Source organism: Sutcliffiella sp. NC1, from assembly GCF_027594365.1.
Classification (GTDB): Bacteria; Bacillota; Bacilli; order Bacillales; family Bacillaceae_I; genus Sutcliffiella; species Sutcliffiella cohnii.
The window spans coordinates 3,519,762-3,543,600 of sequence record NZ_CP115153.1; the positions used below are offsets into that span (position 1 = coordinate 3,519,762).

Annotated in this window: 26 protein-coding genes; 5 read left to right on the top strand and 21 right to left on the bottom strand. The window is 35.5% G+C overall.

What is annotated here, in order from left to right:
• Nucleotides 1-22 precede the first annotated feature (22 nt).
• The 4 genes from lepA to gpr all read right to left on the bottom strand — a co-directional run bounded on the left by lepA (nt 23) and on the right by gpr (nt 5,049).
• Nucleotides 23-1,858, bottom strand: a complete 1,836-nt coding sequence (gene lepA, locus O1A01_RS18470; protein WP_066420957.1) for a translation elongation factor 4 — start codon at nt 1,856-1,858, stop codon at nt 23-25.
• A gap of 358 nt (nt 1,859-2,216) precedes the next feature.
• Nucleotides 2,217-2,564, bottom strand: coding sequence for a DUF3679 domain-containing protein (locus O1A01_RS18475; RefSeq protein ID WP_235858336.1), 348 nt, complete (start codon nt 2,562-2,564; stop codon nt 2,217-2,219).
• 42 nt (nt 2,565-2,606) lie between these two features.
• Entirely contained in the window at nt 2,607-3,800 is a 1,194-nt protein-coding gene (gene spoIIP, locus O1A01_RS18480) for a stage II sporulation protein P (protein WP_270064706.1), read from the bottom strand.
• Nucleotides 3,801-3,930: 130 nt separating this feature from the next.
• Nucleotides 3,931-5,049 (bottom strand): GPR endopeptidase, encoded by a 1,119-nt coding sequence (gene gpr, locus O1A01_RS18485; RefSeq protein ID WP_094366147.1) that lies wholly within the window; start codon nt 5,047-5,049, stop codon nt 3,931-3,933.
• Nucleotides 5,050-5,543: 494 nt separating this feature from the next.
• Here gpr and rpsT point away from each other — a divergent pair, with 494 nt between their 5' ends.
• On the top strand, nt 5,544-5,810 hold the full coding sequence (rpsT, locus tag O1A01_RS18490) for a 30S ribosomal protein S20 (protein WP_066414764.1): 267 nt from the start codon (nt 5,544-5,546) through the stop codon (nt 5,808-5,810).
• 281 nt (nt 5,811-6,091) lie between these two features.
• On the opposite strand, the gene holA is transcribed toward rpsT, so the two are convergent.
• Nucleotides 6,092-7,111: a DNA polymerase III subunit delta gene (gene holA, locus O1A01_RS18495; RefSeq protein WP_066414766.1), complete on the bottom strand. Its 1,020-nt coding sequence runs from the start codon at nt 7,109-7,111 to the stop codon at nt 6,092-6,094.
• Nucleotides 7,112-7,454: 343 nt separating this feature from the next.
• Between holA and O1A01_RS18500 the strand changes: the two genes are divergently transcribed.
• On the top strand, nt 7,455-7,589 hold the full coding sequence (locus tag O1A01_RS18500) for a YqzM family protein (protein WP_084380342.1): 135 nt from the start codon (nt 7,455-7,457) through the stop codon (nt 7,587-7,589).
• 144 nt (nt 7,590-7,733) lie between these two features.
• Here O1A01_RS18500 and O1A01_RS18505 read toward each other — a convergent pair whose 3' ends face one another.
• The 3 genes from O1A01_RS18505 to O1A01_RS18515 form a co-directional block, all read right to left on the bottom strand.
• A complete protein-coding gene (locus tag O1A01_RS18505; protein WP_157729286.1) occupies nt 7,734-10,025 on the bottom strand; it encodes a DNA internalization-related competence protein ComEC/Rec2 in 2,292 nt (763 codons plus the stop codon).
• Nucleotides 10,026-10,032: 7 nt separating this feature from the next.
• Complete coding sequence (locus tag O1A01_RS18510) at nt 10,033-10,602, bottom strand: ComE operon protein 2 (RefSeq protein ID WP_066414769.1); 570 nt, start codon at nt 10,600-10,602, stop codon at nt 10,033-10,035.
• Between the two features lie 61 nt (nt 10,603-10,663).
• Entirely contained in the window at nt 10,664-11,308 is a 645-nt protein-coding gene (locus O1A01_RS18515; protein ID WP_270064707.1) for a helix-hairpin-helix domain-containing protein, read from the bottom strand.
• An 87-nt stretch (nt 11,309-11,395) separates the two neighbouring features.
• Between O1A01_RS18515 and comER the strand changes: the two genes are divergently transcribed.
• On the top strand, nt 11,396-12,214 hold the full coding sequence (gene comER / locus O1A01_RS18520; RefSeq protein ID WP_066414772.1) for a late competence protein ComER: 819 nt from the start codon (nt 11,396-11,398) through the stop codon (nt 12,212-12,214).
• A gap of 120 nt (nt 12,215-12,334) precedes the next feature.
• On the opposite strand, the gene O1A01_RS18525 is transcribed toward comER, so the two are convergent.
• Genes O1A01_RS18525 through O1A01_RS18560 form a run of 8 tightly spaced genes read right to left on the bottom strand, consistent with a single transcriptional unit; the run spans nt 12,335 to nt 17,350 of the window.
• The gene (locus O1A01_RS18525) at nt 12,335-13,084 is read right to left on the bottom strand and encodes a class I SAM-dependent DNA methyltransferase (RefSeq protein WP_270064708.1); all 750 of its coding nucleotides are present in this window, start codon (nt 13,082-13,084) and stop codon (nt 12,335-12,337) included.
• Nucleotides 13,085-13,086: 2 nt separating this feature from the next.
• Complete coding sequence (gene rsfS, locus O1A01_RS18530) at nt 13,087-13,437, bottom strand: ribosome silencing factor (RefSeq protein WP_066414775.1); 351 nt, start codon at nt 13,435-13,437, stop codon at nt 13,087-13,089.
• Nucleotides 13,434-14,012 (bottom strand): bis(5'-nucleosyl)-tetraphosphatase (symmetrical) YqeK, encoded by a 579-nt coding sequence (gene yqeK / locus O1A01_RS18535; RefSeq protein WP_066414777.1) that lies wholly within the window; start codon nt 14,010-14,012, stop codon nt 13,434-13,436. Before yqeK ends, rsfS begins: the two co-directional genes overlap by 4 nt.
• Nucleotides 13,999-14,568, bottom strand: coding sequence for a nicotinate-nucleotide adenylyltransferase (locus O1A01_RS18540; protein ID WP_412766302.1), 570 nt, complete (start codon nt 14,566-14,568; stop codon nt 13,999-14,001). Before O1A01_RS18540 ends, yqeK begins: the two co-directional genes overlap by 14 nt.
• 17 nt (nt 14,569-14,585) lie before the next feature.
• Complete coding sequence (gene yhbY / locus O1A01_RS18545) at nt 14,586-14,879, bottom strand: ribosome assembly RNA-binding protein YhbY (RefSeq protein WP_066414781.1); 294 nt, start codon at nt 14,877-14,879, stop codon at nt 14,586-14,588.
• Nucleotides 14,873-15,706 (bottom strand): shikimate dehydrogenase, encoded by an 834-nt coding sequence (aroE, locus tag O1A01_RS18550; protein ID WP_270064710.1) that lies wholly within the window; start codon nt 15,704-15,706, stop codon nt 14,873-14,875. The genes yhbY and aroE overlap by 7 nt, the downstream gene beginning before the upstream one ends.
• An 18-nt stretch (nt 15,707-15,724) precedes the next feature.
• Nucleotides 15,725-16,828: a ribosome biogenesis GTPase YqeH gene (gene yqeH / locus O1A01_RS18555; protein WP_270064711.1), complete on the bottom strand. Its 1,104-nt coding sequence runs from the start codon at nt 16,826-16,828 to the stop codon at nt 15,725-15,727.
• A gap of 3 nt (nt 16,829-16,831) precedes the next feature.
• Nucleotides 16,832-17,350, bottom strand: a complete 519-nt coding sequence (locus O1A01_RS18560) for a YqeG family HAD IIIA-type phosphatase (RefSeq protein ID WP_270064712.1) — start codon at nt 17,348-17,350, stop codon at nt 16,832-16,834.
• Nucleotides 17,351-17,866: 516 nt separating this feature from the next.
• Between O1A01_RS18560 and O1A01_RS18565 the strand changes: the two genes are divergently transcribed.
• Entirely contained in the window at nt 17,867-18,004 is a 138-nt protein-coding gene (locus O1A01_RS18565; RefSeq protein ID WP_066414795.1) for a sporulation histidine kinase inhibitor Sda, read from the top strand.
• 75 nt (nt 18,005-18,079) lie between these two features.
• Here O1A01_RS18565 and O1A01_RS18570 read toward each other — a convergent pair whose 3' ends face one another.
• The 5 genes from O1A01_RS18570 to O1A01_RS18590 all read right to left on the bottom strand — a co-directional run bounded on the left by O1A01_RS18570 (nt 18,080) and on the right by O1A01_RS18590 (nt 22,563).
• A complete protein-coding gene (locus O1A01_RS18570; RefSeq protein ID WP_270064713.1) occupies nt 18,080-18,859 on the bottom strand; it encodes a phosphatidylserine decarboxylase in 780 nt (259 codons plus the stop codon).
• 244 nt (nt 18,860-19,103) lie between these two features.
• Nucleotides 19,104-20,867 (bottom strand): M3 family oligoendopeptidase, encoded by a 1,764-nt coding sequence (locus O1A01_RS18575; RefSeq protein ID WP_066414800.1) that lies wholly within the window; start codon nt 20,865-20,867, stop codon nt 19,104-19,106.
• Nucleotides 20,868-21,060: 193 nt separating this feature from the next.
• Nucleotides 21,061-21,225, bottom strand: coding sequence for a sporulation protein YjcZ (locus O1A01_RS18580; protein ID WP_157076625.1), 165 nt, complete (start codon nt 21,223-21,225; stop codon nt 21,061-21,063).
• A gap of 159 nt (nt 21,226-21,384) precedes the next feature.
• The gene (sigK, locus tag O1A01_RS18585) at nt 21,385-22,098 is read right to left on the bottom strand and encodes an RNA polymerase sporulation sigma factor SigK (RefSeq protein WP_066414802.1); all 714 of its coding nucleotides are present in this window, start codon (nt 22,096-22,098) and stop codon (nt 21,385-21,387) included.
• Between the two features lie 219 nt (nt 22,099-22,317).
• Nucleotides 22,318-22,563, bottom strand: coding sequence for a hypothetical protein (locus O1A01_RS18590; protein WP_270064714.1), 246 nt, complete (start codon nt 22,561-22,563; stop codon nt 22,318-22,320).
• Between the two features lie 329 nt (nt 22,564-22,892).
• On the opposite strand from O1A01_RS18590, the gene O1A01_RS18595 reads away from it, so the two are divergent.
• A complete protein-coding gene (locus O1A01_RS18595; protein WP_066414810.1) occupies nt 22,893-23,777 on the top strand; it encodes a helix-turn-helix domain-containing protein in 885 nt (294 codons plus the stop codon).
• The last annotated feature ends 62 nt before the right edge of the window (nt 23,778-23,839 follow it).

Here is a 23,839-nt window from a genome sequence, read left to right on the forward strand (position 1 = left end):
AATTCTGCGGTGTTTTTCCGTTTTACTTTTTGCTGTTGCTATCGTCCATTTTAAGTACTGCCATAAATGCTTCTTGTGGCACTTCTACGGAACCAACAGATTTCATTCGTTTTTTACCTTCTTTTTGTTTCTCTAATAATTTACGTTTACGAGAGATATCTCCACCGTAACATTTCGCTAATACGTTTTTACGCATTGCTTTAATAGTAGAACGAGCAACAATTTTTTGTCCGATGGCCGCCTGTATCGGCACTTCGAATTGCTGTCTTGGAATAAGATCTTTTAGTTTTTCAACAATTACTTTTCCACGTTCGTAAGCGGCATCGCGGTGAACGATAAAGGAAAGTGCATCTACATATTCAGCGTTTAATAAAATATCCATCTTCACAAGCTTAGACGGTTTGTAACCAATTAATTCGTAATCAAAAGATGCATACCCTTTTGTATTAGATTTTAATTGATCGAAGAAGTCATATACGATTTCTGCTAACGGAATTTCGTATATAATGCTTACACGTTTTTCATCTAAATATTGCATATCAATAAAGTTTCCGCGTTTATCTTGGCATAGTTCCATAACCGCTCCTACATAATCATTCGGAACCATAATAGTAGCTTTTACGTAAGGTTCTTCTACACGGTCAATAGATTGTGGATCTGGCATGTTAGATGGGTTATCGACTCTTAATTCTTCACCATCTGTTAAGAAAACGTTGTAAATAACAGATGGTGCTGTCGTAATAAGATCAATATTAAATTCACGTTCAATTCTTTCCTGAATAATTTCCATGTGTAATAAACCTAAAAACCCACAACGGAATCCAAATCCTAATGCTTGAGAAGTTTCTGGCTCATATTGTAACGCAGAGTCATTTAGTTCTAATTTTTCTAAAGCATCACGTAGATCGTTAAACTTAGCAGAGTCAATTGGATATAGTCCACAGAATACCATTGGATTTAATTTACGATAACCTGGTAACGGTTCTGTTGCACCGTTTTTCGCACTCGTTATCGTATCCCCAACACGAGTGTCTCCAACATTTTTAATAGACGCTGTTAAAAAACCTACATCTCCAACTGTTAGCTCATCGAGTTGTAACGGTTTTGGGGTAAATACACCGACTTCATTAACTTCAAACTCTTTTCCTGTTGCCATCATTTTTATTTTGTCTCCTACTTTAACAGTACCTTCGACAACACGAATATAGGCAACTACACCTCGGTAAGGGTCAAATAACGAGTCAAAAATCAAAGCTTTTAAAGGTGCTTCTGGGTCACCTTCTGGAGCTGGTATTTTTTGAACAGCTTGTTCTAAAATGTCTTCAATCCCGATACCAGCTTTCGCACTTGCTAAAACAGCTTCAGATGCATCTAAACCGATAACATCTTCAATTTCTTGACGAACACGCTCAGGCTCTGCGCTCGGAAGGTCTATTTTGTTAATAACCGGCATAATTTCAAGATTGTTATCTAGTGCTAAATATACATTCGCTAACGTTTGGGCTTCGATACCTTGTGCTGCATCAACTACTAATATAGCCCCTTCACAAGCAGCTAAGCTTCGCGATACTTCATAAGTAAAATCGACGTGTCCCGGTGTATCAATAAGGTGGAAAATATATGTTTCTCCATCCTTTGCTTTATATCTAAGCTGAACAGCATTTAACTTAATCGTAATGCCTCGCTCACGCTCTAAGTCCATAGAATCAAGTAATTGGGCTTTCATTTCACGCTGCGTTAAGGCAGATGTTTTTTCTAGTATTCGGTCAGCTAAGGTAGATTTTCCATGGTCAATATGAGCAATAATGGAAAAATTTCTTATTTTCGACTGACGTTCTAATCTTTCTTCTCTATTCATCACGTTCACTCCTACATAATCGGCAACATACAGTACAATTGATTATATCAATATTAATTTTTAGAATCAATGAAATTTATAGGCTCCCGTCAACTGGATACATTTACCTATTTCGTTTGAAGGTGCTGGCGCGCTCCGCTTTCGTTTTATTTGCGATAACTACGTTTTATTTGCGATAACTACGTTTTATTTGCGATAACTACGTTTTATTTGCGATAACTACGTTTTATTTGCGATAACTACGTTTTATTTGCGATAACTACGTTTTATTTGCGATAACTACGTTTTATTTGCGATAACTACGTTTTATTTGCGATAACAAAAAAGTTCCTACGCAAAGCGTGGAACTTTTTTACAATTATAGCTCTTTTACTTTTTCAACCGAATCTTGAATCACTTTCCCTACTGCATTCGTAACTCCGTCAGCAAGTTTTTTCCCCATCGAGGAATAAAAGTTATGTGATTTAATTTGCTCTAACTTTTGTTGCTTTGCCTCTATATCTTGTTTCGTTCCTTCTGCACCTAACAACGTTCGCTTTTCACCATCTTCTTTTTCAAAAATGTGAAAAGGTTGTCCACCCGAAGTATCGCCTTCAACACCTTGCATTTTTTTCATTCCTTCATTCGCTTGACCTATTCCTAAAAGCACTCCAAGAAATAACACAAGCGCGATAAATGTACACTTTAGCATAAATCTTTTCATCATACTTGTTCGCACCTCACAAATTAGAATGTAGGAGAGATCATTTTATTGTCCTTCTCCTTGTGGTGTTCCATCTACTTTTTCAGCCTGCCAGTAGAACTCGCTGAACACATCCGCAAATGCTTCTACTGTCCGATACATTTCTTCAAATGTATTTTCTACTCCGCCGATTTCAATAAGAATGGAATTTTCAGATAAGTCTTGGTTGTAGACACCATTTACGCTACCTTTAGGAACAAAAGATCCTCTACTAACTCCTGGATATTTTTCCTCGAATAACTCGTGCAATTCAGCAACTAATCTTTCATTCTTTTCATAGTTGGGGTTGTTCTTCCCAATTACAAACATAACTCTTGCATATTTTTCACCATTTAGATCAATAGTTGTAATATCTTTTCCTTGAGAATCTCTATGAATATCAATGAAATATTGTAAATCACGATTAGATGCCATTGCTTCTTTTACTACTGGCCTAGACGCATTATAAGCTTGTCCAAAGACCCAGCCTCGTTTATTTAAGTCTTCCATAATATCTTTCGTTTCAAATTGTGCTCCGACACCACGTGTTTCGAGCTCGGTTTTTAATCTTTCACCTAACCTTGTTACATTTACTTGTGAATGATAGGCACGATCAGCTTCTGTAACACCTTCTAAATATGGTAAAAATGATTCTGTATTATGTGTGTTATAAATATAAACAACCTTACGATCACCAGTATTATTAGCTGGAGGAGTAGTGTTCCCCTCACCTGTCGAATCTTCTTCTTCAAGATTTATAATAGCAGCCTCTCGTTCAGCCATCATTACATCACGAGGAGGAGGTGACTCAAATGGTAAGTTTGTATAATTTGTCCCTTGACCTGCAATTAGTATTTCTCCATCATATTGCCTAAAACCAGGAATTTCCCCTCGAATTAAACTACGCGGATCGTCTAAATTTAAACTTGTCGTTAATTGAAAAAGCGCTGATACATAATTAGGCTTTTTCACACCTTCGGAGATTCCTTGAGTAAAATAAGCATTTTCGTATCCAAAAATAAATAATAGTGACTCTCCAGAAAATCGTTTTGAAAACTCATTTATAGCCGAGAACGTTACTCGGTACTCTGGTTTTAAGGAGGTTAATAATCCGGATACCGCGAAAATTAACATAAAGCCTGCGATGATTGCTACGATTGTTTTTTTAATGCTTGTCCCATTTATTGTTACGACGAAGCTTGAGGAGCGGTAGCCCTTCATGAAAAATACTCACCCTTTCCTTCACGATTACTAGATGTGTATGTCGGAAGGAAAGGGTTTAGAACAAGCTTGTCCTATTTATATTTAAGTTTTTAAACTTGTTTATTTTTTACATCCCTCAAAGTAATAATTAATGCGTATAAGCTCCTACATTATCTTGATCTACTTGACTATGTAGTGCTGCATTTAAGCCGCCAGCAATAACGTTCCCCATATCTTCTATAAAATCATCCACTTCTTTAGGTGTTACCATTAAATTATGACCAAGGGGCTGAAGCACTTCATGTATTAACCTTCTTTTTTCCTCTTCTTCTAGCGTACCAACCATTCCTAAAAAGCTTTGGCGATGTTCCTCTGATGGCAGATCTTCGTCAGTTAACACTTTTTTCTCACCAAACGTCATTCCTGCAGGGGCTAGAGCACGAGATGGTCGGTCTCCTTCTTTCATTTCTCTACCAAAATGCTTCAAAATAAAATCTATCGTATCACTTGTAATGGAAACTGCATCTACAACCGTTGGGATACCTATAGCGATAACAGGAATTCCTAACGTTTCTTTACTCAATTCTTTCCGTTTATTTCCTACTCCTGATCCCGGATGAATACCAGTATCTGAAATTTGTATCGTAGAGTTCACTCGTTCTACTGACCTTGCAGCTAATGCGTCAATCGCTATAACGAAATCTGGCTTTGACTTTTCTACTACTCCAAAAATGATGTCACTCGTTTCAATTCCAGTTAATCCCATAACACCAGGCACGATGGAACTTACCGGACGAAATCCTTCTTGTACATTCTCTGGTTGAAGCGCAAATAGATGTCTCGTAATTAGTAAGTTTTCACATACTATCGGCCCTAGCGCATCAGGTGTTACATTCCAGTTCCCTAATCCTACAACTAAACAGCTTGCATCTTTCGGAATTCCTAATTGTTCTAAAAATCGGGAAAACTCTTTTGCGAAAACTGTTTCTACTCTATCTTGCAGTTCTGTATCCTTTTGCCGGATTCCTTGAACCTCGAATGTTAAATAATTTCCTGGCTTTTTCCCAGTAATCTCTGCTCCTTGTTCGGTAATTGTTACGGTCGTAATTTTTACTCCATCTTCTTCGCGATCTTTTATTACAACACCTTCAAGTGCCGAAACAGGCTCCTTCGCATCTTGATTATGTTTATCTAATGCCATCTGGCTAGCTTCCACTGCTAGGTCGGTTCGTATGTTGTATTGGCTTAAATCTAGTTCCACTGTCAAAAGTCCTCCTATCATCTCTTACCAAAATTTACTTTTATCTTTACCTAACTTACATTTATTCATGCAAAGAAGTTTAATCGTCAAGTTTTTTTAGTAGACTTATTCGGTCAGCAATACTTACTCCAGATCTTATAAAAGGACGAGGTCGGTACTTTTTCCACCTTTATCCATCAGGGGGACGAGGTCGGCACTTTTTTCCATCTATATCCATTAAGGGGCGAGGTCGGCACTTTTTTCCATCTGTATCCATTAGGGGACGATGTCGGCACTTTTTTCCATCTATATCCACATCAGGGGACGAGGTCGGCACTTTTTCTCGAAAAAGTCGTTTTTAGTACGATAAAAATCGAAGCTAATTCGCCTTTCAAGAAAAATACCTTGACTAACTATTGCATAATCTCTTTGATTTTGATAGAATATCACTTGTTCTTATTGTAAAAATATCGAGTTCATATAATTCTCGATTTGTTTGAAAATGTATGGAGGTGAACTACATGCCAAATATTAAATCTGCAATTAAACGTGTAAAAACTAGCGATCAACGTCGTGCACATAATGCAACTGTTAAATCTGCAATGCGTACAGCAGTTAAGAAAGTAGAAGCTTTCGTTGCTAATAACGATGTGGAAGGTGCAAAAACTGCATACTTAGAAGCTGCAAGCCGTTTAGACAAAGCTGCTCAAAAAGGTCTTATCCACAAAAATGCTGCTGACCGTCAAAAAGCTCGCTTAGCGAAAGCTGTTAACGGTGTAACTGCATAATGATAAAAAGCGATCCACTTGGGTCGTTTTTTTATTTTCACAAGAGAAAGCGCTTTCCTATATTCTTAAAACAGTGGAAAAACGAAATGTTTTTCCACTGTTTTGTTTGTACACATTAAGAAAGTAGATTCAATATACGTGGTTTAATGTGTTTTATTCTATAGCAACTACTATTAGTGAAAAATTTGTTATAAAACTAATGAACTTTTTAAAAACCTTATAATGTTAACGAACAAAAAAGTCCTAAAAGTCAGTTTCTACTGACTTTTAGGACAACTCATTTATTTCAGGTTCGCCAATTTTAATAATAACAACTCAATTGCTAACCGTTTGTCGATGTTCCCGCTTTTCATGGAATAATCCGCTTCCGCTAAATTATCAATTAAGTTCATTAGTTCCGGCCTGCTAAAACGGCGTCCGTGTTGAGCTGCCAATTTTACTCTATATGGGTGGACCTTTACGATACTTGCGATTTTTTGTTGGCTATAACCTTGCTCTGTCAGATCTTTCACTTGGTACACTAAACGAAATTGATTTGTTAACAATGCATGTATTTTAATTGGTTCCTCGTTGTTACGATACAATTCAAATAATATTTCAAGGGCGCGATCTATTTTTCTTTGAACAATACTTTCAATTAGTTCAAAAACATTATGTTCCATTGTCTTTGCCGCTAATTTTTGTACCACTTCTGTTGTAATATTACCAGAGCCAATATACATGGCCATCTTGTTTATTTCTTGGGCAAGGACGGCTAAGTGTACTCCAGCAATTTTTAATAATTCTTCCGCAGCATCTTCCTCTATTCCAGTCCCGTATTCTTTAGCTTTTTGAGTTATCCATTGCTTTAAATCTCGTTCATTTAATGTATTAGCTTCTAATACGTCTGAAGTCTTTTTTAATGTTTTTACAATCTTTTTCCGCTCATCTAGCTTTTCATACGATGCTAATATAACAAATACCGTATATGGAGCTGGTGATTCAATATAGGATAAAAAGCGATCTATATTATGTTCTACTTTACTTTTATTTTTTTCAGCCGTTAAAAAGAACGGATTAGTTATAATTACAACCCTTTTCTCCCCCATAAACGGCAATGTTTCTGCATCCTCGATAGCCAAATCGATCGAAGTTTCTTCCATATCATAAGAAGATAAATTAAAATCATGCTCATGTTCTTCTAATACATTTTCAATAATAGCGTTTTTCATTTCTTGTAATAAATATTGTTCGGAACCGTATAATAAATAAATGTTGGCGAATTTTTTGGCTTTTAGCTTTTTTATTTGTTCTAATAACATATGTATACTCCCGTCATTCAATCATTTCTGTCATTATCGTAACGAGAAATTTTCGAATTGACAAGTGTTTTAAAAACAGTTCTTTAAATGAATGCAAAAGAGGATTAGTTCTCCTTCCAAAAGTCAAACTAATCCTCCATTTTATATAAACGTTAACAAATAAGCCCCAGGATTCTTACCTGTTAACGATATAACTGAACCGGCCGGTGTGTACTAATTATGATGTCCGATTCTTTCTGAACTATTTGTGACAACTCTTGTCAGTGGTGGAAAACTAAAATTTTCAACATGTAGATTTTTTAGGATGAATCGCTTATACTAATGATGGTAGGGAGGGATACTTATGAACGAATTTGAAAAAAGCGTCCAAACAAAACGTAACGACGTTGTTGATTCTGGTATTGGCTTTGTCGTATCCTTCGGCTTTTTCGCAACACTCTTTATAATGGCAACAGTGATTCACTTTTTAGCATCTTAATTACGGCATTACATAATACCGTACTTGTTTCATCACAGCCAGTTGTGAAAAAGTAAGGGTACCGTATAAAAGAGACTGCAGAGACAGCAGTCTCTTTTTTCATGTAGATTAGGCGCCAAACGATTTTATTATGGATACAATATATTATGGTAATACAGTTGAAAATGTTCCACTTCTTGTTGTGAATTTATAGAAAATAGCTCCATTTTCATCTGTACGGAAAATTCGCACTTTCTCGTCGTGTAACCTTTGTAATACTTCAACGTCAGGGTGACCGTACCGATTGTTTCTTCCAACTGAAATTATACCAATATTAGGGTTTACCGCTTGTAAAAACGGTTCTGTCGTTGAAGTAGCGCTTCCGTGATGAGCTATTAATAATACATCCGCACTAAGTGATGGATAAAGGTTTAATAGCTTCTCCTCCGCTTCTTTTTCCATATCACCTGTAAAAAGCCATGTTAGACCGCCTAGTTCCGTTAAAATGGCAATAGAATCATTATTTTTATTTTCATACATTACATCTGGCATTAATATACGGAAAACATATTTACCTACCTTCCAACTCTCACCACTTCGTACATATCGAATTGGTACGTTTTGTCTCATTGCATCTTCAATAAATTGTTCTTCTAATTCATCTCGGCCAAATGTAAATGGAACAACGGTTTCTTTTACATTGAGACTATCCCATAGAACTTCGGCATTTCCGAAATGATCGTAATGACCGTGTGTAATGATGAGTTTATCTAGAGTACGAACGCCTTCTGCTTTTAATAACGGCAAAAGAATCTGTTGCCCACTATGAAATTCATTTCTCCTTTTTCTCCACTCTTCCTTTTCAAAAGGAATTTCACCGCCAGTGTCAATTAGAAATGCACCTTGACCATACGGTAGTTTTACAACGATTGCTGTACCTTGACCTATATCTATAACAATTACCTTCCCGTATGAAGTAAAATACCCACTGTTTAATTGTCCAAAACAAAGGACACATAATAAACTAAAAATAATTATTATTCTTTTTCGGTTACCAGTTTCGATGTAATAAAAAAGCGCAATAATAATCGCATAAAAAATACATACCATGAGCAACTGTGGTTTTCCAAAAGATAAATGTCCAAACGGAACATCGGCCAGATAGATGGCTAAATCGTTCATTACTGTTAAAGGCCATTGCATAAAAGGGAAAATAGCGGAGAGGTAGCCACCGCCTAATATACAAAGGATAAATATAATAAAACTTAGCGGAAGGATAAAAAGCGAATAAAAAGGCACATAAATTGTATTTAATAAAAAGCTCCATAAGGATATTTCGTAAAAGTGATAAATAATGATTGGAAATGACGCTAATTGTGCGATGAAGGAAACGAGTAAGACACGAACAAAGGAGCTTTTTACTGCTTGAATTATTTTAGTCGAAAGGAGTAAAGCCAAACTTACGGAAAAAGAAAGTTGGAATCCAACATGAAACAAAAAATAAGGGTTGATTATTAGCAATACGATACAAGCCAGTCCGATTGCATCAACTGCTAACAGTCGTTTTTTTTGAAGCATGAAAATTAGGACAAATCCCGTCATACAGCTTGCCCTAATAACAGATGGAGCTGCTCCGGCAATAATTACGTAAAAAGGTAAGAACAATAATAACAATTTCAACGCACGCTCTCGAGTTATTCCGACCCGAACACATATATAAAAAAGAAAACCCGTTAGTACTCCTACGTGTAAACCAGAAATTGCTAACAAATGAACAATCCCTAACTTTTGATAGGCGGTTAATGTATTTTCTTCAATAAATTTTCTTTCCCCAAATAACAATGCAATGATAAAGCTACTGGCTGGTGTAGGTATTTCTTCTTGAATGAGTGTCATTCCGCTTTGTCTAAATTGTTGGAGTTTTGTAAAAATAGTCTCTGATTCCTTACAAGAAGTAGGAAGAGCATTTAATTCGTATACCCAATGTATCTTTTGGTGATATAAATATTGGTTATAGTTAAATGCATAGAGGTTAGTTGGATAGGAAGGTTTCTTTAATCGACCAGACCAAATACATTTGGCTCCTGGAAAAAGTTCTTTTGCTTGCTGTGTTTCGGTTTTCGAAGACATAAAATATTGGACAACTAATTTTTCACCACTAGTCTTAATTGTAAAACTGACTTTATCACCATCTATATCGATAATGGATATTATCTCACCTACGATGTGTTCACCATCAGCTTCTGTAAACTTTGTAACATTATTAGCATCGAAGATAAAAATATAAATACATCCGAACAGAAAAAAACTAATCGTAAGAAAAACGGTTCGTCGCTGTTGCAAACAAAAAAAGAAAAGGTACAACAATAAAAGGGCAAGCAACCACCAAGAGAAGTAGGTAGCTGCTATACCTAAACAGAAGGAAATAGCAATATGTAATAAATCACCTTTCCTCAATTTCTCATTACACCTTTCGTTCAAAAAGCTTGTCTATTTTTTCACTGTAATTCAATAATTCTTCCTTTGTTGTACCTGTTGCTTCCAATTTTATTAACAGTTCATCAAAGAGTTCACGTTTTGCAGAAAAATCCGGATCTACCGCATCCTCGGCCATGACGACTTTTTCTGTTCTTACATTTGCTTGTTTAAAGAGTTCTTCTGCGTAAGGGTGATTTTTATAATCTTGAGCATAGTATACAACTTTAATGCCAGCTTGAATGAGAGACTTGCAGCAGTGTAAACAAGGGAAATGAGTAACATATATTTCTGCACCTTCTGTAGGAACACCGAATTTAGCACATTGCAAAAGGGCATTTACTTCTGCATGAATAGTTCGTACACAATGATTATCAATTACATAGCACCCTTCGTCTATGCAGTGTACTCCTCCAGCGATCGAACCGTTATATCCTCCAGCAATGATACGTTTATCTCGAACGATTGTTGCTCCAACCGCAAGTCTTGTACAAGTACTTCGAAGAGCTAGCAAATGGCTTTGCGCCATAAAATATTGATTCCACGAAATTCTAGCCACTTTTTATCCTCCTCTATTTTTTTATAATTTAAGTGTACAAGCAGAATGGTGAATAGGCAATTTAATTTCCTACAATAATTTCATCTCGAATGCTTGCTAACGATTTGTCACCGATTCCCGACACATTGACTAATTCATCTACCGACTTGAAAAATCCATGCTCCTCTCGATAGCGAACGATCGCTTTTGCTTTTGAAGGACCGATCCCAGTTAGTTTCGTAAGCTCTTCTTCTGATGCACTATTAATGTTAATTTTCCCCTCTGATTCACCGGAAGAACTATTTATCGGCTGAGTAGTAACCGCTACATCCATCATTTCCTCCCCGTGCTTAGGTACGTAAATGACCATTTCATCTGTTACTAGAGCCGCTAGATTAACATGGTGGCTATTAGCTTCTTCCGTAAATCCTCCCGCTTTCATAATCGCATCCATCACTCGTTCTCCTGTAGTTAATTGATAAACACCCGGTATGTTAACCTCGCCTTTTACATCTACAATTACGAGTATATTGTTTTCTTCGCTTTTCTCCTCAGTTATCGGATCTACATGTTCACCTTCATAATCCTCTACTTCATCTTGAATTTCAATCCAATCATCCTCATTCGATAAAAATAGTGGTTGAAGAAAGTAAAACAGGCAACAGCCAAATAGAATACCTATCCCAATTAAAAACTTATTTTTATGAACTTCAAATGTTTCTTTCATGGAAGTTTTCATCCTTTCTATTCATATTTCATACAAAGTACACATATAGTTTAGGAGAGAAATCACGGTTAAAAGGAGGGAACAATAATGAAAATAGGATTTATTGGCACAGGAAATATGGGGACCATCCTTATTGACGCATTTGTTGAATCACATGCAGTACCTCCTGAAAATATAACGATTACGAATCGTACTATAAAAAAAGCACTAACAATACAAGAAAGATATAATGACGTTAACGTTAAACATTCAGGTGAAGAAGTTGCAAAAGAAAGTGATGTTATCTTTATTTGCGTAAAACCATTAGAGATTCGTCCCCTTTTAACAAAACTTCTTCCGAATTTAAATAAGGAGCAATGCATCGTCTCCATTACAAGCCCCGTGTCTGTTGAACAATTAGAAAGTGTAGTACCGTGCCAAATCGCAAGAATTATTCCGAGTATTACGAATCAAGCACTCGCTGGTGTTTCGTTATTTACGTATGGACAATCGATGGGAAAAGATTATAAAGACTACTTATGGCGATTATTTTCCCAACTTTCTACACCGATTGAAATTGAGAACAATGTAACAAGAGTTGCTTCCGATATCGTAAGTTGTGGACCAGCATTTTTCAGCTATTTGCTACAAAGATTTATTGACGCTGCAGTAAGCGAAACGGAAATTTCACATGAGCAAGCAACTTCCCTCGCTAGTGAGATGATGATCGGTATGGGTAAATTGTTAGAAAAGCAAATTTTTACTCTTCCAACCCTACAAGAGAAAGTTTGTGTAAAGGGTGGTGTAACTGGAGAAGGAATAAAAGTACTAGAAGGAGAACTAGGTGAAATATTTCATCATTTATTCCATAAGACACACGATAAATATTACGAAGATATTAGTGAAGTGGATGACCAATTTAAATAATACGATATTTCCATACAAAAATCCTTTATCATGTACCATTTTTTATTAATTTTTTGTTTAGGTAAATTTGTTACAGCAAAAAGAGCAAAAAGAGTAGTCCACATTACTCTTCTTGCTCTTTTATTTTTTACACACGAAATATAATCTTTCAGAAGTATCACTTACTGGTAAAAATGGTTCATCTCCATAAAGTGAAACGATTGAAAACCCAATTTCCTGTAGCCATGCTTGAAATTGCTCGATTGGATAAGTGCGTTGTTTATGTAATTCATCAATTCTTTCATATTGATCCGTATCTTCATCCAAAACAAAAAAAGTAAGCTCATGCTCGATACTATTCTTATATTCACCTTTAAATGAGTTCCAAATATAGGATACTTCATCTTCAACTAGAGTGAACGTGGAACTAGCAAACACTTCATTTATTTTGTAAGCTGAGTGGACATCAAACAAGAAGATTCCACCTTCTTTTAGCTGGTCATAAACAGAAGAAAACGTTTGAATCACTTCTTGTTCCGATTGTAAGTAATTTATAGAATCTAAAAAGATAACGATACAATCTTGTCGCTCAAACCCTTGAAGTTCCGCCATGTTTTGTTGAAAAAAGGGAATGGGTATTTGTGCTTCGAATGCTTTCTCATTTGCAATTGCAAGCATATCTTCCGACAAGTCTACCCCAGTTACATCCCACCCCTTTTTCGCAAATCGAACCGAGAGCTCTCCTGTACCACAAGCAACATCTAAAATGGAGAATGATTCCTCGTTCAGGAAATATTGTTCTTTTATTTTTTCTACAAGCGTTACCCATTGATCATATGGTACATCTTCCATAAGCTTGTCGTAAATAAAAGCAAATTGTTCGTAAGCCATTATTATATTCCGCTAATTTGTAGATCAACACGCGGAGCATCGCCCCAAAGTCGTTCTAAGTTATAATACATACGCTCTTCACGATGGAAAACATGAGCAATAACATCGCCTAGATCAATTAAAATCCAGCGCGCTTCGTCAAACCCTTCCATTCTTCGTACAGACACTCCTTGTTCTTCCGCTTTTTCTTTAATTTCTCTCGCAATCGCTTGTACTTGTTTATCTGAATTACCATGGCAAATAAAAAAGTAATCCGACACTAATGAAATTCCTTGCATGTTTAGCGCAACTAAATCTTCCGCTCTTTTATCATCTGCAGCCTTCGCTGTAATTTGTAATAAGTTTTCGTTCATCCTTTGTTTCCTCCCTTTATTTTTAAAAGTAAGTCATTATATGCATCCACTGTTTTGGGGTAAATTCGTTGATTTCGTTTTAAAAGAAATTGAATAGTATTGCGTAATGATTGAACGACCGCTATATCTAAATTTTCTTTCGCAGATTGCCTCACTTCTTCTACACCTGGAAAATCACGTCCCGGTTCAATATAATCTGCCAAAAAAATAACTTTATCTAGCAAGGTCATATTTATTCTTCCCGAAGTATGATACTTAATTGCATCAAGAATTTCAGAGTCCTTTACACCAACTTCTTTTTCTACGAGAAACGCACCAACTGGAGCATGCCACAATTCTTCATTATGCTCTACTAAGTCTGACGCCATATGTTGTGTGATAATAATATGACGCATTTCTTCAACCGGGCGAAATTTTGCATAATCATGAAAAATCGCAGCGATTTCTGCTTTTTGCGTATCTGCTCCAAACCGATTTGCTAACTGAATTGCTGTTTCCATCACACCGACTGTATGTATATATCTTTTTTCCGTTAGTGCTTCTTTTACAATTTGTAATGCTTTAGTTCTTTCCATAGAGCCGATTCTCCTCAATGATATGCTCCACCTCTTGTGGAACAAAATATTGAATTGGTTTTCCTTCCTTTACTCTCTCTCTCACATAAGTGGAAGAAACATCAAAAAGTGGTGTTTCCACCTCTAAAACAGGGTACGGCGTTTCTAATTGGTAACCTGGTCGTTTTACCCCAACAAATTGTACTTTGTTAATTAGCTCATCAATTTTATACCAGTGGGGTAAATATTCTACCATGTCTGCCCCAATGATGAAATTAAATTGTTTATCTGGATGTTTTTTTAACAATAAAACAATCGTGTCATAGGAATAGGACGGACCTTCTCTATCTAACTCAATTGTCTCTAGTCGAAAGTGTTGATTATGGTTTATGGCAGTCTCAATCATTTGTATTCTTAGTTCTGTACTCGTAATCGAATCTCGTTGTTTGTGAGGAGGGATACGGTTAGGCATGAACCAAATTTCATCTAACGATAGTCGATGCTTCACTTCATTAGCAATAATTAAATGACCAATATGGGGAGGATCAAATGTTCCTCCGAAAATGCCAATCTTCAATCCCTTACCTCCTTTCATTAATTAGGTAATTGAAGTTGCTTATTTTCTCTCGATTGTTTATATAAAATAATCGTGTTTCCAATTACTTGTACTAACTCTGCTCTAGTTCCATCTACAAGTTCTTCCGCAACTGTATGTTTATCATCTTCACAGTTTTGCAGGACGCTCACTTTTAATAATTCACGTGCTTCTAGAGCCTCAGAGATTTGCTTTACCATATTTTCATTCACTCCACCTTTACCTACTTGAAAAATCGGATCAAGATGATGTGCTTTTGAGCGTAAAAAACGTTTTTGTTTACCTGTTAACATGATGTAGTTCCTCCTAATTGTTGTTCAACTAACTTTGTCATTCTTTCCGTATCCGGATAAATACCAGTCCATAATTGGAAGGCCACAGCCCCTTGGTTTACGAACATTGGTACTCCATTTTGCGTGATTGCTCCTATTTCAGAAGCCTTACTCAATAATGTAGTTTGTAGTGGATTATAGATTATATCACTAACAATTGCACCTTTTTTTAGTCCATCCAAACTTATCGGCATCTCGTTTACATGCGGATGCATTCCGACAGACGTTGTGTTTACGATAATATCATAATCCTCTATATTATTTATTGTATCAAACGAGAAAACGTCACTTTTAAATGCTTCATATTCCTCTAATAAATCTACCGCTTTTTTAGTAGAACGATTAACAATATCTACTTTTGCTGTTTTTTCTAAAAGAAGCGAATATACAATCGCACGTGATGCCCCTCCAGCTCCAATTACGAGTATTTTTTTATCATCTAGCTGCGTTACATTTTTTAACCCGTTAACAAAGCCAACCCCGTCCGTATTGTATCCGATAAATGTTCCATTATCATTAACGACTGTATTAATAGCTCCTATTTTTTGCGCACCTTCATCAATTTCGTCCACTAAAGAAAGCATCCCTACTTTATGCGGGATCGTTATATTAAATCCTCTTACGCCAAGAGCACGAAATCCTTTCACCGCGTCCTCTAAATTTTCAACTTCTACATGAAAAGCGTCATAATAGCCTTTTATATGATGTTGAGCTAATGCGTCATTATGAATGAGCGGTGATAGTGAATGGGCAATAGGACATCCGATTACCCCATATAAATTACTCATTAATTTCCCCCACTTTACTTAAATTAATGATTTGCGAATCATGATACCTACACCTTTAGGAACGTGCGCTACAACTTTTGCTCCAGGTTCATTAATCGTAACCCACCCTAAACCAGAAAACACGATGTCTGTTTTCGCTTCTTTAATCGTGAATTCTTGTTTTGTAAACTCTGGAAAGCTTTCTACATCTTCTTGTCGAGGAGGTTGTAATAAATCCCCTACATGTTCCTTGTATAAAGAATCTGCATTCTCTAATTTTGTTCGATGAATATACAGGTCGTTAGAAACGTACGTAGTGATAGAACGTCGTCCACCAGTAACGTAATCAAATCTTGCTAATCCACCGAAAAATAACGTTTGCCCTTCATTTAACTGAAATACTTTAGGCTTTATTTCTTTTTTCGGTGATATCATTTTTAAATCACGCTTGTCTACAAAATGAGCCATTTGGTGATGATTAATGATTCCTGGTGTATCGTAAAGTGAAGCACCATTATCAAGTGGAATATCAATTAAATCTAAAGTTGTACCTGGAAATTGAGATGTTGTAATAACATCTTTTTCTCCTGAGAAGTCACGAATAATTCGATTAATAAATGTCGACTTACCAACATTCGTACATCCTACAACATACACGTCTTTACCTTCTCGATATGTTTCGATTTTCTCAGCTACTTCTTGTACACCCGTTCCTTTATTAGCACTAATTAAAAATACGTCTTCTGGTTTTAAGCCTAGCTGACTCGCCTCTTGCTTCATCCAATGTACTACTTTTTGTTGTTTCACCGACTTAGGTAGTAAATCTACTTTATTACCTACTAACAACACTTTATTGTTTCCAACGAAACGATGTAATCCAGGCAACCAGCTGCCGTTAAAATCGAAAATATCTACAATTTTCACAACAAGTGCATCAGTATTTCCTATTGAATTTAATATTTTTAAAAAGTCATCGTCTGTTAACGAAACATCTTGAATTTCATTATAATGCTTTAATCGAAAACATCTTTGACAAACAATTTCCTCTTTTTCTAATGAGGACGGCGGAGCATAACCTAATCCTGTTTTATTCTCAGTTTGAATACTTACTCCACAACCGACACAAACAATTCTTTCTTCCATTCTTTATTTTTCCTCCCAATGAAGCATTCCTTTTTTTCGTAACCAATTTAAAATACGTCTTTCCATCATTCGGTTAAATTTTGTAAAAAAACCATCCGTTTGTGCAACAGGAACAACTAAAATTGTATGTAATCCTTGGCGATTGCCTCCTAGTACGTCAGTCATTAGTTGGTCACCAATAACTACAGCTTCTTTTGGTTTTACATTCATGTTATTCAGCGCTCGTCTAAATGCACGTCTCATCGGTTTTCTCGCTTCGTGAATAAATGGTATTCCTAATGGTTCACAAAATGCTTGAACTCGTTTCATATTATTATTCGAAACAATGGTCACATCAATGCCTGCATCTTTCATCGATTGTAACCATATCATTAATTCTGGTGTAGCTAACGGGCGATCCCATTCTACTAACGTATTGTCTAAATCCGTAATGATAGCTTTAATTCCTTTATCTTTTAAATGTGTAGGTTTTATATCATATACAGTTTTTACATGTTCTGCTGGTAAAAAGTATTTTAACATCTAATTTTCCCCCTTTAAAGCTTCTCCTCAAACGCTACCGCTCAAAATTTATACTTTACCATCATATCCAATATTTCTCTACGTTCCAAGCTAAAATACGTGTCGAATGCTGTCTTTTCACGAAAAAAACAAAAGAAATATAGAATAAAAAGAAAAATTTTTCGACAAATTATAAAAGCATTCTACAATGTGGATAAACTTATCTACATTATCCATATTGATATGTAAAGGTTTTCCACCATTATAAACAATCTACTCACAACTTATCCACTTTTATCTGTGGATAACAGAACGGTTGTTCCACTTTTAAGAACGTGGTAGAGTAAAACTATCAAATTAATATTATATGTTGATCACGTTATAGATAGACTAAAACAATAGGAAAAATCGTTTATTTTTGACGGTGTTTCACTAATACTGTCTACCACATCGATTCCATCTTCTTAGCTGACAGTTCATCGCTTTTGATAGTATACAATATTAGCAGGAGGTGTACGAGGCTAAGTCCTCCCCAGTATGAGAAAACTCTCTGATGAGCTTTTATTAGAATCATATTTTAAAGCTACGGAATTAAAATTAAGTTCAGACTTTATTCGTTTAATTGAATTAGAAATACAACGTCGTCGTCTCAGCCATAAAATTAAAGCATCTTAAAGTCCTTTATGGACTTTTTTCTTTGTCAAAGAAAAGACTGATGACAATAAGATAGCCATCAGTCTATTGGATCTATCACTTCCAACTTGCAATAACTTGCCCTACTTTAACATCTGCTTTTTCTTTCAATGCATCATTCAATTCCACAGTGCCCTTTTCAAATAAAAGTATTACCGTTGAGCCGAAAGAAAAGTATGCCATATCCTCACCTTTTTGTAACACTTCACCTTTATGAGTCATCTCAATACTATTAACGAACATTGCCCCAACCTTTACGACAGCCACATGCTTGCCGTCACTTTCTAGTTCTGTTATCTTTCGAAAATTTTTAGAAAGAGGATCCTTTCCGTATAGTAGTCCTAAACGGTTAACTGGATAAGATTTCTTGCCTAACGTCCATTGATTTGTAACACGACCGGCAATTGGGCTATGAATACGATGGTAATGGCTTGGACTTAAGTAAAGAATGACGTATGTACCACCCATATACTTCGTTGCGATACTTTTATCAGACAGCATATCCTTTATCGAATAGTGCTTCCCTTTTACAATCATTTCTAGGTTCTCTGTAATGGGGCCAGACTTCTCTACAACTGCATCTACTGGACTAACGATTGTGTTTGATGCTTCATCTATTTTCCTAGCTCCAGGTTTTAATGTACGAATAAATAGTTGCTGTAATGTCGGAAAAGATGATAGTTCGCCATGCATTTCTTCTTGGTTAATGTTATACACTTTTGCAAAGGAAGGAACGATTAACTTGCTTAACTTTGATTGTGCAAAAGACTTTATGATATAAGATGATAACCGATGGTTCGTTAATTCAATAAAAAAACGATAAAAAAACGAGCGCAATATTTTTCCTCCTAGTATAGGCTATTGATTATGTATAATTCATATTGTAATTTGTTCCGACTGATATTATACCATCTTCTATAGAGTACTACTATTGTTTTTAAGAAGAGTTCTTTCTTTGGGGAACAATAAAGTAGTAATCTATACCATTCTATTAAAGAAAAATTTGTATTTGTGCCCTTTAAGGTCAACTAACAAAAAAAGCCCTAAAAGTCAGTTTGTACTGACTTTTAGGACAGCCCCATTATTTATCTGTAAGTCTTAAAAACTCTTCTACGTCTTGAGCAGATAGTTGAACTGCTTTTTCCCAGAAGTCACGTTGAGTTAAGTCAACACCTAAATGTTTGGCAGCTAAATCTTCAACTGTCATGCTTGCTGTATCTTTTAATAGTGCAATATACTTCTCTTCATATGCTGTTCCTTCTTCTAACGCTTGCGCATATATTCCAAGGCTGAAAAGATAACCGAATGTGTAAGGGAAGTTATAGAATGGCACTTGTGTAATAAAGAAGTGCATTTTCGATGCCCAGAATGTTGGCTCGTATTCAGCCAATTGGTCATTAAAAGCTTCTTTTTGTGCTTCTACCATCAGCTCATCTAATCTTTCTGCTGATACTAATCCTTTTTTACGCTCTTCATAAAATCTTGTTTCGAATAAGAAGCGAGCATATATATTCATATAAAATGCTACACTACGCTGGATTTTATCTTCTAGCAATGCTAATTTTTCTTCCTCTGTTTTTGCATTTTTCACAGCCGCATCCGCAACAATCATTTCAGCAAAAGTAGAAGCCGTTTCTGCAACGTTACTTGCATATAAACTATTTAACACTGGTACTCCTGCCATTGCGTGTTGGTGGAATGCATGGCCAAGCTCATGTGCTAACGTTGATACATTGGACATTGTCCCAGAGTACGTCATAAAGATTCGTGATTGACCAGAATCTTTAAAACTAGTACAAAAGCCACCTGGTCTTTTTCCTGGTCGATCTTCCGCTTCTATCCAACGATCTTCAAATGCTTTTTGAGTAAACTTCGTTAATTCTGGACCGAATTTAGCAAATTGTTCTAAAATAAACTCTGCTCCTTCTTGGTAAGAAAGCTTCGTTTCATTTTGAGATAATGGTGCACCTACGTCGTAAAAGCTAAGCTTCTCTAAACCTAGAAGTTTCGCTTTTCTTTGTAAGTACTCGGAAAATACCTCTTTGTAATCAGTGATTACTTGCCACATTGTATTTAACGTTTCTTCTTTCATCCTGTTATTATCAAGTGGCTCTTTTAACACAGAATCCCAACCGCGTTTTTCGTATACCGATAATCGGAAACCTGCTAAATGGTTTAAGGATGAAGCAATCGTATCCGCTTCTTTTCGCCAAGCTTTTTGCCAGTTTTCAAAAACTGTTTTACGAACGTACCGATCACCGCTTGAAAATTTATTATGAGCTTGTCCAACAGAGAGCTCTTCTCCCTCAAAAGGAACTTTAATTCTTCCAACAATAGAATTGTATAAATTACCCCAAGCGTGATACCCATCGACAGATAGCGAAGTAATTAATTTTTCTTCGGTTGCAGATAGCTTTTCGCTTGCTCTTCTTCTTCTTTCTGTTAAAAAATATTGTAATGGTGCTAATGATTTAGAGGAAAGGAGAGTATTCCATTCCTCATCAGCTAATTGAATAAACTGTTCGTCTAATTGACTTAATAAACCTTGTAGCTTCGCATAAGATGCCGCTACTTTTCCTTGTAGCTGCTGGGCTTTTTTATCTGTTACATTTGCTGCAAATAAACAGCTTACAAACGCGGACGATTGACCAATTTTCTTAAGGATACTTTCAAATTGATCGAGCACTTCTTCTAATTGTTCTATGTTAAAATTGGCTATAGTTGTTTCAAATTCGTTAAGGTCTGTATGTATACCCTCTAAGTATGTTTGGAATTCCTCTGATTCACTTCCACCTTTAAAAAATACTTCTAAATCCCAAGTATCTACATAAGTTGTTACCGCCATGTTATATCCCCCTTTTTTGTAGTTGTCTTTATTATAAAAGAAAATTAATTTTTGCACAATTCAAAACTATTAGTTTTACAAAATATTCGAGAGTCGAAGGAGTTAGAGAAAATGGAAAGCTTATGCGCGGGCATAAGCTTCTGGATAAAAACGTAAGTTCCTCATTTGCGTTTCATTTCGCTATATACATCCTCTACCTTAAAAACTTCTGGCGGCACCAGTAGCCTCCACCTAGTAGAAGTAAAATGAAAAGAATAACTACTAGTGCAAATAACCAGCCAGCTCCAAAACCAGGGCGACCACACGCAATTGGATATGGAGGTGGGCAACAAGGATTTACATAAGGATATCCGTACACTCTTTTCTCCTCCTCTAGCTTACGGTTTATACTACAACATATGCATTCACCTAAATTTGGACCGGGCATGCGCACAGATTAAAGAAAATTGTAGTAGAATTGTTGAGGATTTTCGGATTAATTAAAAAAACAACCGCCTATAGACGGTTGCTCCAATTACTATGTTTTTTTCTTTTCCTTTTCTGCTCGATAAAACTCATGGAACATTTTCATTAACGCACGTTTTTCAATACGTGAAACGTAGCTTCTAGATATTCCAAGTTCTTTAGCAATTTCACGTTGTGTTTTTTCTTCTTTTAAATCAAGACCAAAACGCCCAATAATTACTTCTTTCTCTCTTTCATCTAATACATCGATATATTCTTTTATTTTTTCTAATTCCATATTTAGTTGAATTGTATCAATAACATCCTCTGATTCTGATTTCAACACATCGATTAAGCTTATTTCATTCCCTTCTTTATCTTGACCGATCGGGTCATGAAGGGAAACGTCTTTTTTCGTTTTCTTCAAAGCTCTCAAATGCATTAGTATTTCGTTTTCGATACACCGAGCAGCGTAAGTAGCTAGTTTCGTTCCTTTACCAGTATGGTAGCTTTCAATTGCTTTAATTAGACCAATCGTTCCAATTGAAATTAAATCTTCAGCATCCTCACCTGTGTTTTCGAACTTTTTTACGATATGGGCGACTAGTCGTAAATTATGTTCGATTAGTGTATTTCTTGCTTCCTCATTGCCCTCTGCCATCAGCTTCAAATATTTTGCTTCATCTGCAGCGGATAATGGCTGTGGAAATGCGTTATTCTTCACATAGGAAACTAAGAAAACTAACTCTCGAAATAAGTATCCTATTGATGCTAATAAACTCGACACATTCTCACCTCCACCTTATTGTCATAGGCAAGAGCCTAGTATTAATTCTTATGTAGAGGTGGGCTTTTCTGTGCATGTACCTGTCAAAAATATTGTTGGTAAAATAATGAATATTAATGTATTTCACGCTCAACTAATGGTATAATTTTTAGAAAACTTAGCTTTTACAAATTGCATTTAATTGAACACAAAAAAGCCTCCCCTTTTAATAGGAGAGACTTAATAATGAATATATGGAATTTCTTTCAAGTTTGCCGGAAGTGTTCCTCTTCCAACTTTGATGACGCTGTACTCGTGAAACAATGATTCAAACCATTTGGCAACTTCTTCTAAAGATTTGTTTTTGTAATCCACTAACTGTGCAACGCGATAGTTATTCTTTCTATCTACCCCATCACGATCTACAACAATAAACCAGAAGCAAGAAAATGGTGAACTTTTTTTATTAGTACTAGTCGTCGTCATAAGTATCAGTTCCTTAGTGACGGTGTGGTAGTTCGTTAGGAGTAATTTCTAATGGACTCGCTGACACCGCACTAGCACCAAACAATGCACAAGAAACAACTAAAAGAGTAATTAAGAATTTTTTCATTACAACCAACCTCCAATTTTTTTATTTTACAAAGATTCAATAAAATTAGTAAACTATTCTTATAAAGAATAATACAACATATTAATTATTGACGTATTTGCGATTATAGGCGATTTGGGCTAGAAAATACAAGCTTTCCTCTATTTTTCTCTAATTTACATAAAAATTATAACTGTAGGAATATTTTTAAGGGGGTATAAAGTTGGACTTTTCAATAATTGGGAGAGAGATAAAAATCCTAAGATCTGAACTTGGAATTTCCCAAGCGGAATTAAGTGACGGTATTTGCACACAGTCACAAATAAGTAAAATAGAAAAGGGAGAAGTGTACCCGCTAGCAAACACATTATATTTTATAGCTGAAAGGTTAGGTGTAGATGTTAATTATTTTTATGACCTAGCTACCAACCCTAGGTTATCGTATGTTAAAGAAGTAATTTCTCAAGTAAGAGATTTACTCGTTAAGTGTGATTACAAAGAAGTCTATAAAATCGTTGAAGCAGAAAAGAAAAACAGCTTATTTATTAATAATAGGAAATACAAACAATTCCTTTTATGGAGTGAAGGAATTTGTATTTTCCATTTGAAGAATGACAAAAATGCCTCTTTAAAATTGTTAAGAGAAGCACTTGAACTTACGAAAATGACTTCAAAATTGCTAGGTGAAAGAGAAGTTGAAATTTTAAATAGTATTGCAATTATTTATTCGGAAACTAGTTGCTATATGGATGCAATTAAGACATACGATGAAGCTTTGGTTCATTATATTAAAATTTCATACATTCATGATCCAACAATTAAAACAAAACTATTATATAATAAGGCAAAATCTTTAACTCGTTTAAAAAGATTAGAAGAATCCATATCCACCTGTAAAGAAGGTGTTAGATGGTGTATTAAACATAATAACATGTATTTATTAGGGGATATATATTATCATCTAGGCTATAATTATAGTTTAAGGGATGACAATCTACTCGCAATTGAACACTTTAAAAAATCAATTGATATTTTTATTTTACAAGAAGACCAAACCTTCGTTAAACATATTAAGGAGAAAATTGAAGAACTCAAAGTAAAGTTATAATACTATATTTGAGAGAGAAAGAACATACGAAACTATAAAATCATACTACTGTACTACTTCCA

What these genes read in the sequence shown, in the direction of transcription:
- O1A01_RS18590 (WP_270064714.1), bottom strand. Translation starts at nt 22,563, where the DNA reads ATGACGACGACTAGTACTAATAAAAAAAGTTCACCATTTTCTTGCTTC.
- O1A01_RS18525 (WP_270064708.1), bottom strand. Translation starts at nt 13,084, where the DNA reads ATGGCTTACGAACAATTTGCTTTTATTTACGACAAGCTTATGGAAGAT.
- yqeK (WP_066414777.1), bottom strand. Translation starts at nt 14,012, where the DNA reads ATGGAAAGAACTAAAGCATTACAAATTGTAAAAGAAGCACTAACGGAA.
- comER (WP_066414772.1), top strand. Translation starts at nt 11,396, where the DNA reads ATGAAAATAGGATTTATTGGCACAGGAAATATGGGGACCATCCTTATT.
- O1A01_RS18560 (WP_270064712.1), bottom strand. Translation starts at nt 17,350, where the DNA reads ATGTTAAAATACTTTTTACCAGCAGAACATGTAAAAACTGTATATGAT.
- aroE (WP_270064710.1), bottom strand. Translation starts at nt 15,706, where the DNA reads ATGAGTAATTTATATGGGGTAATCGGATGTCCTATTGCCCATTCACTA.
- spoIIP (WP_270064706.1), bottom strand. Translation starts at nt 3,800, where the DNA reads ATGAAGGGCTACCGCTCCTCAAGCTTCGTCGTAACAATAAATGGGACA.
- yqeH (WP_270064711.1), bottom strand. Translation starts at nt 16,828, where the DNA reads ATGGAAGAAAGAATTGTTTGTGTCGGTTGTGGAGTAAGTATTCAAACT.
- rpsT (WP_066414764.1), top strand. Translation starts at nt 5,544, where the DNA reads ATGCCAAATATTAAATCTGCAATTAAACGTGTAAAAACTAGCGATCAA.
- O1A01_RS18475 (WP_235858336.1), bottom strand. Translation starts at nt 2,564, where the DNA reads ATGATGAAAAGATTTATGCTAAAGTGTACATTTATCGCGCTTGTGTTA.
- rsfS (WP_066414775.1), bottom strand. Translation starts at nt 13,437, where the DNA reads ATGAACGAAAACTTATTACAAATTACAGCGAAGGCTGCAGATGATAAA.
- O1A01_RS18575 (WP_066414800.1), bottom strand. Translation starts at nt 20,867, where the DNA reads ATGGCGGTAACAACTTATGTAGATACTTGGGATTTAGAAGTATTTTTT.
- lepA (WP_066420957.1), bottom strand. Translation starts at nt 1,858, where the DNA reads ATGAATAGAGAAGAAAGATTAGAACGTCAGTCGAAAATAAGAAATTTT.
- holA (WP_066414766.1), bottom strand. Translation starts at nt 7,111, where the DNA reads ATGTTATTAGAACAAATAAAAAAGCTAAAAGCCAAAAAATTCGCCAAC.
- O1A01_RS18565 (WP_066414795.1), top strand. Translation starts at nt 17,867, where the DNA reads ATGAGAAAACTCTCTGATGAGCTTTTATTAGAATCATATTTTAAAGCT.
- O1A01_RS18515 (WP_270064707.1), bottom strand. Translation starts at nt 11,308, where the DNA reads ATGAAAGAAACATTTGAAGTTCATAAAAATAAGTTTTTAATTGGGATA.
- yhbY (WP_066414781.1), bottom strand. Translation starts at nt 14,879, where the DNA reads ATGTTAACAGGTAAACAAAAACGTTTTTTACGCTCAAAAGCACATCAT.
- O1A01_RS18500 (WP_084380342.1), top strand. Translation starts at nt 7,455, where the DNA reads ATGAACGAATTTGAAAAAAGCGTCCAAACAAAACGTAACGACGTTGTT.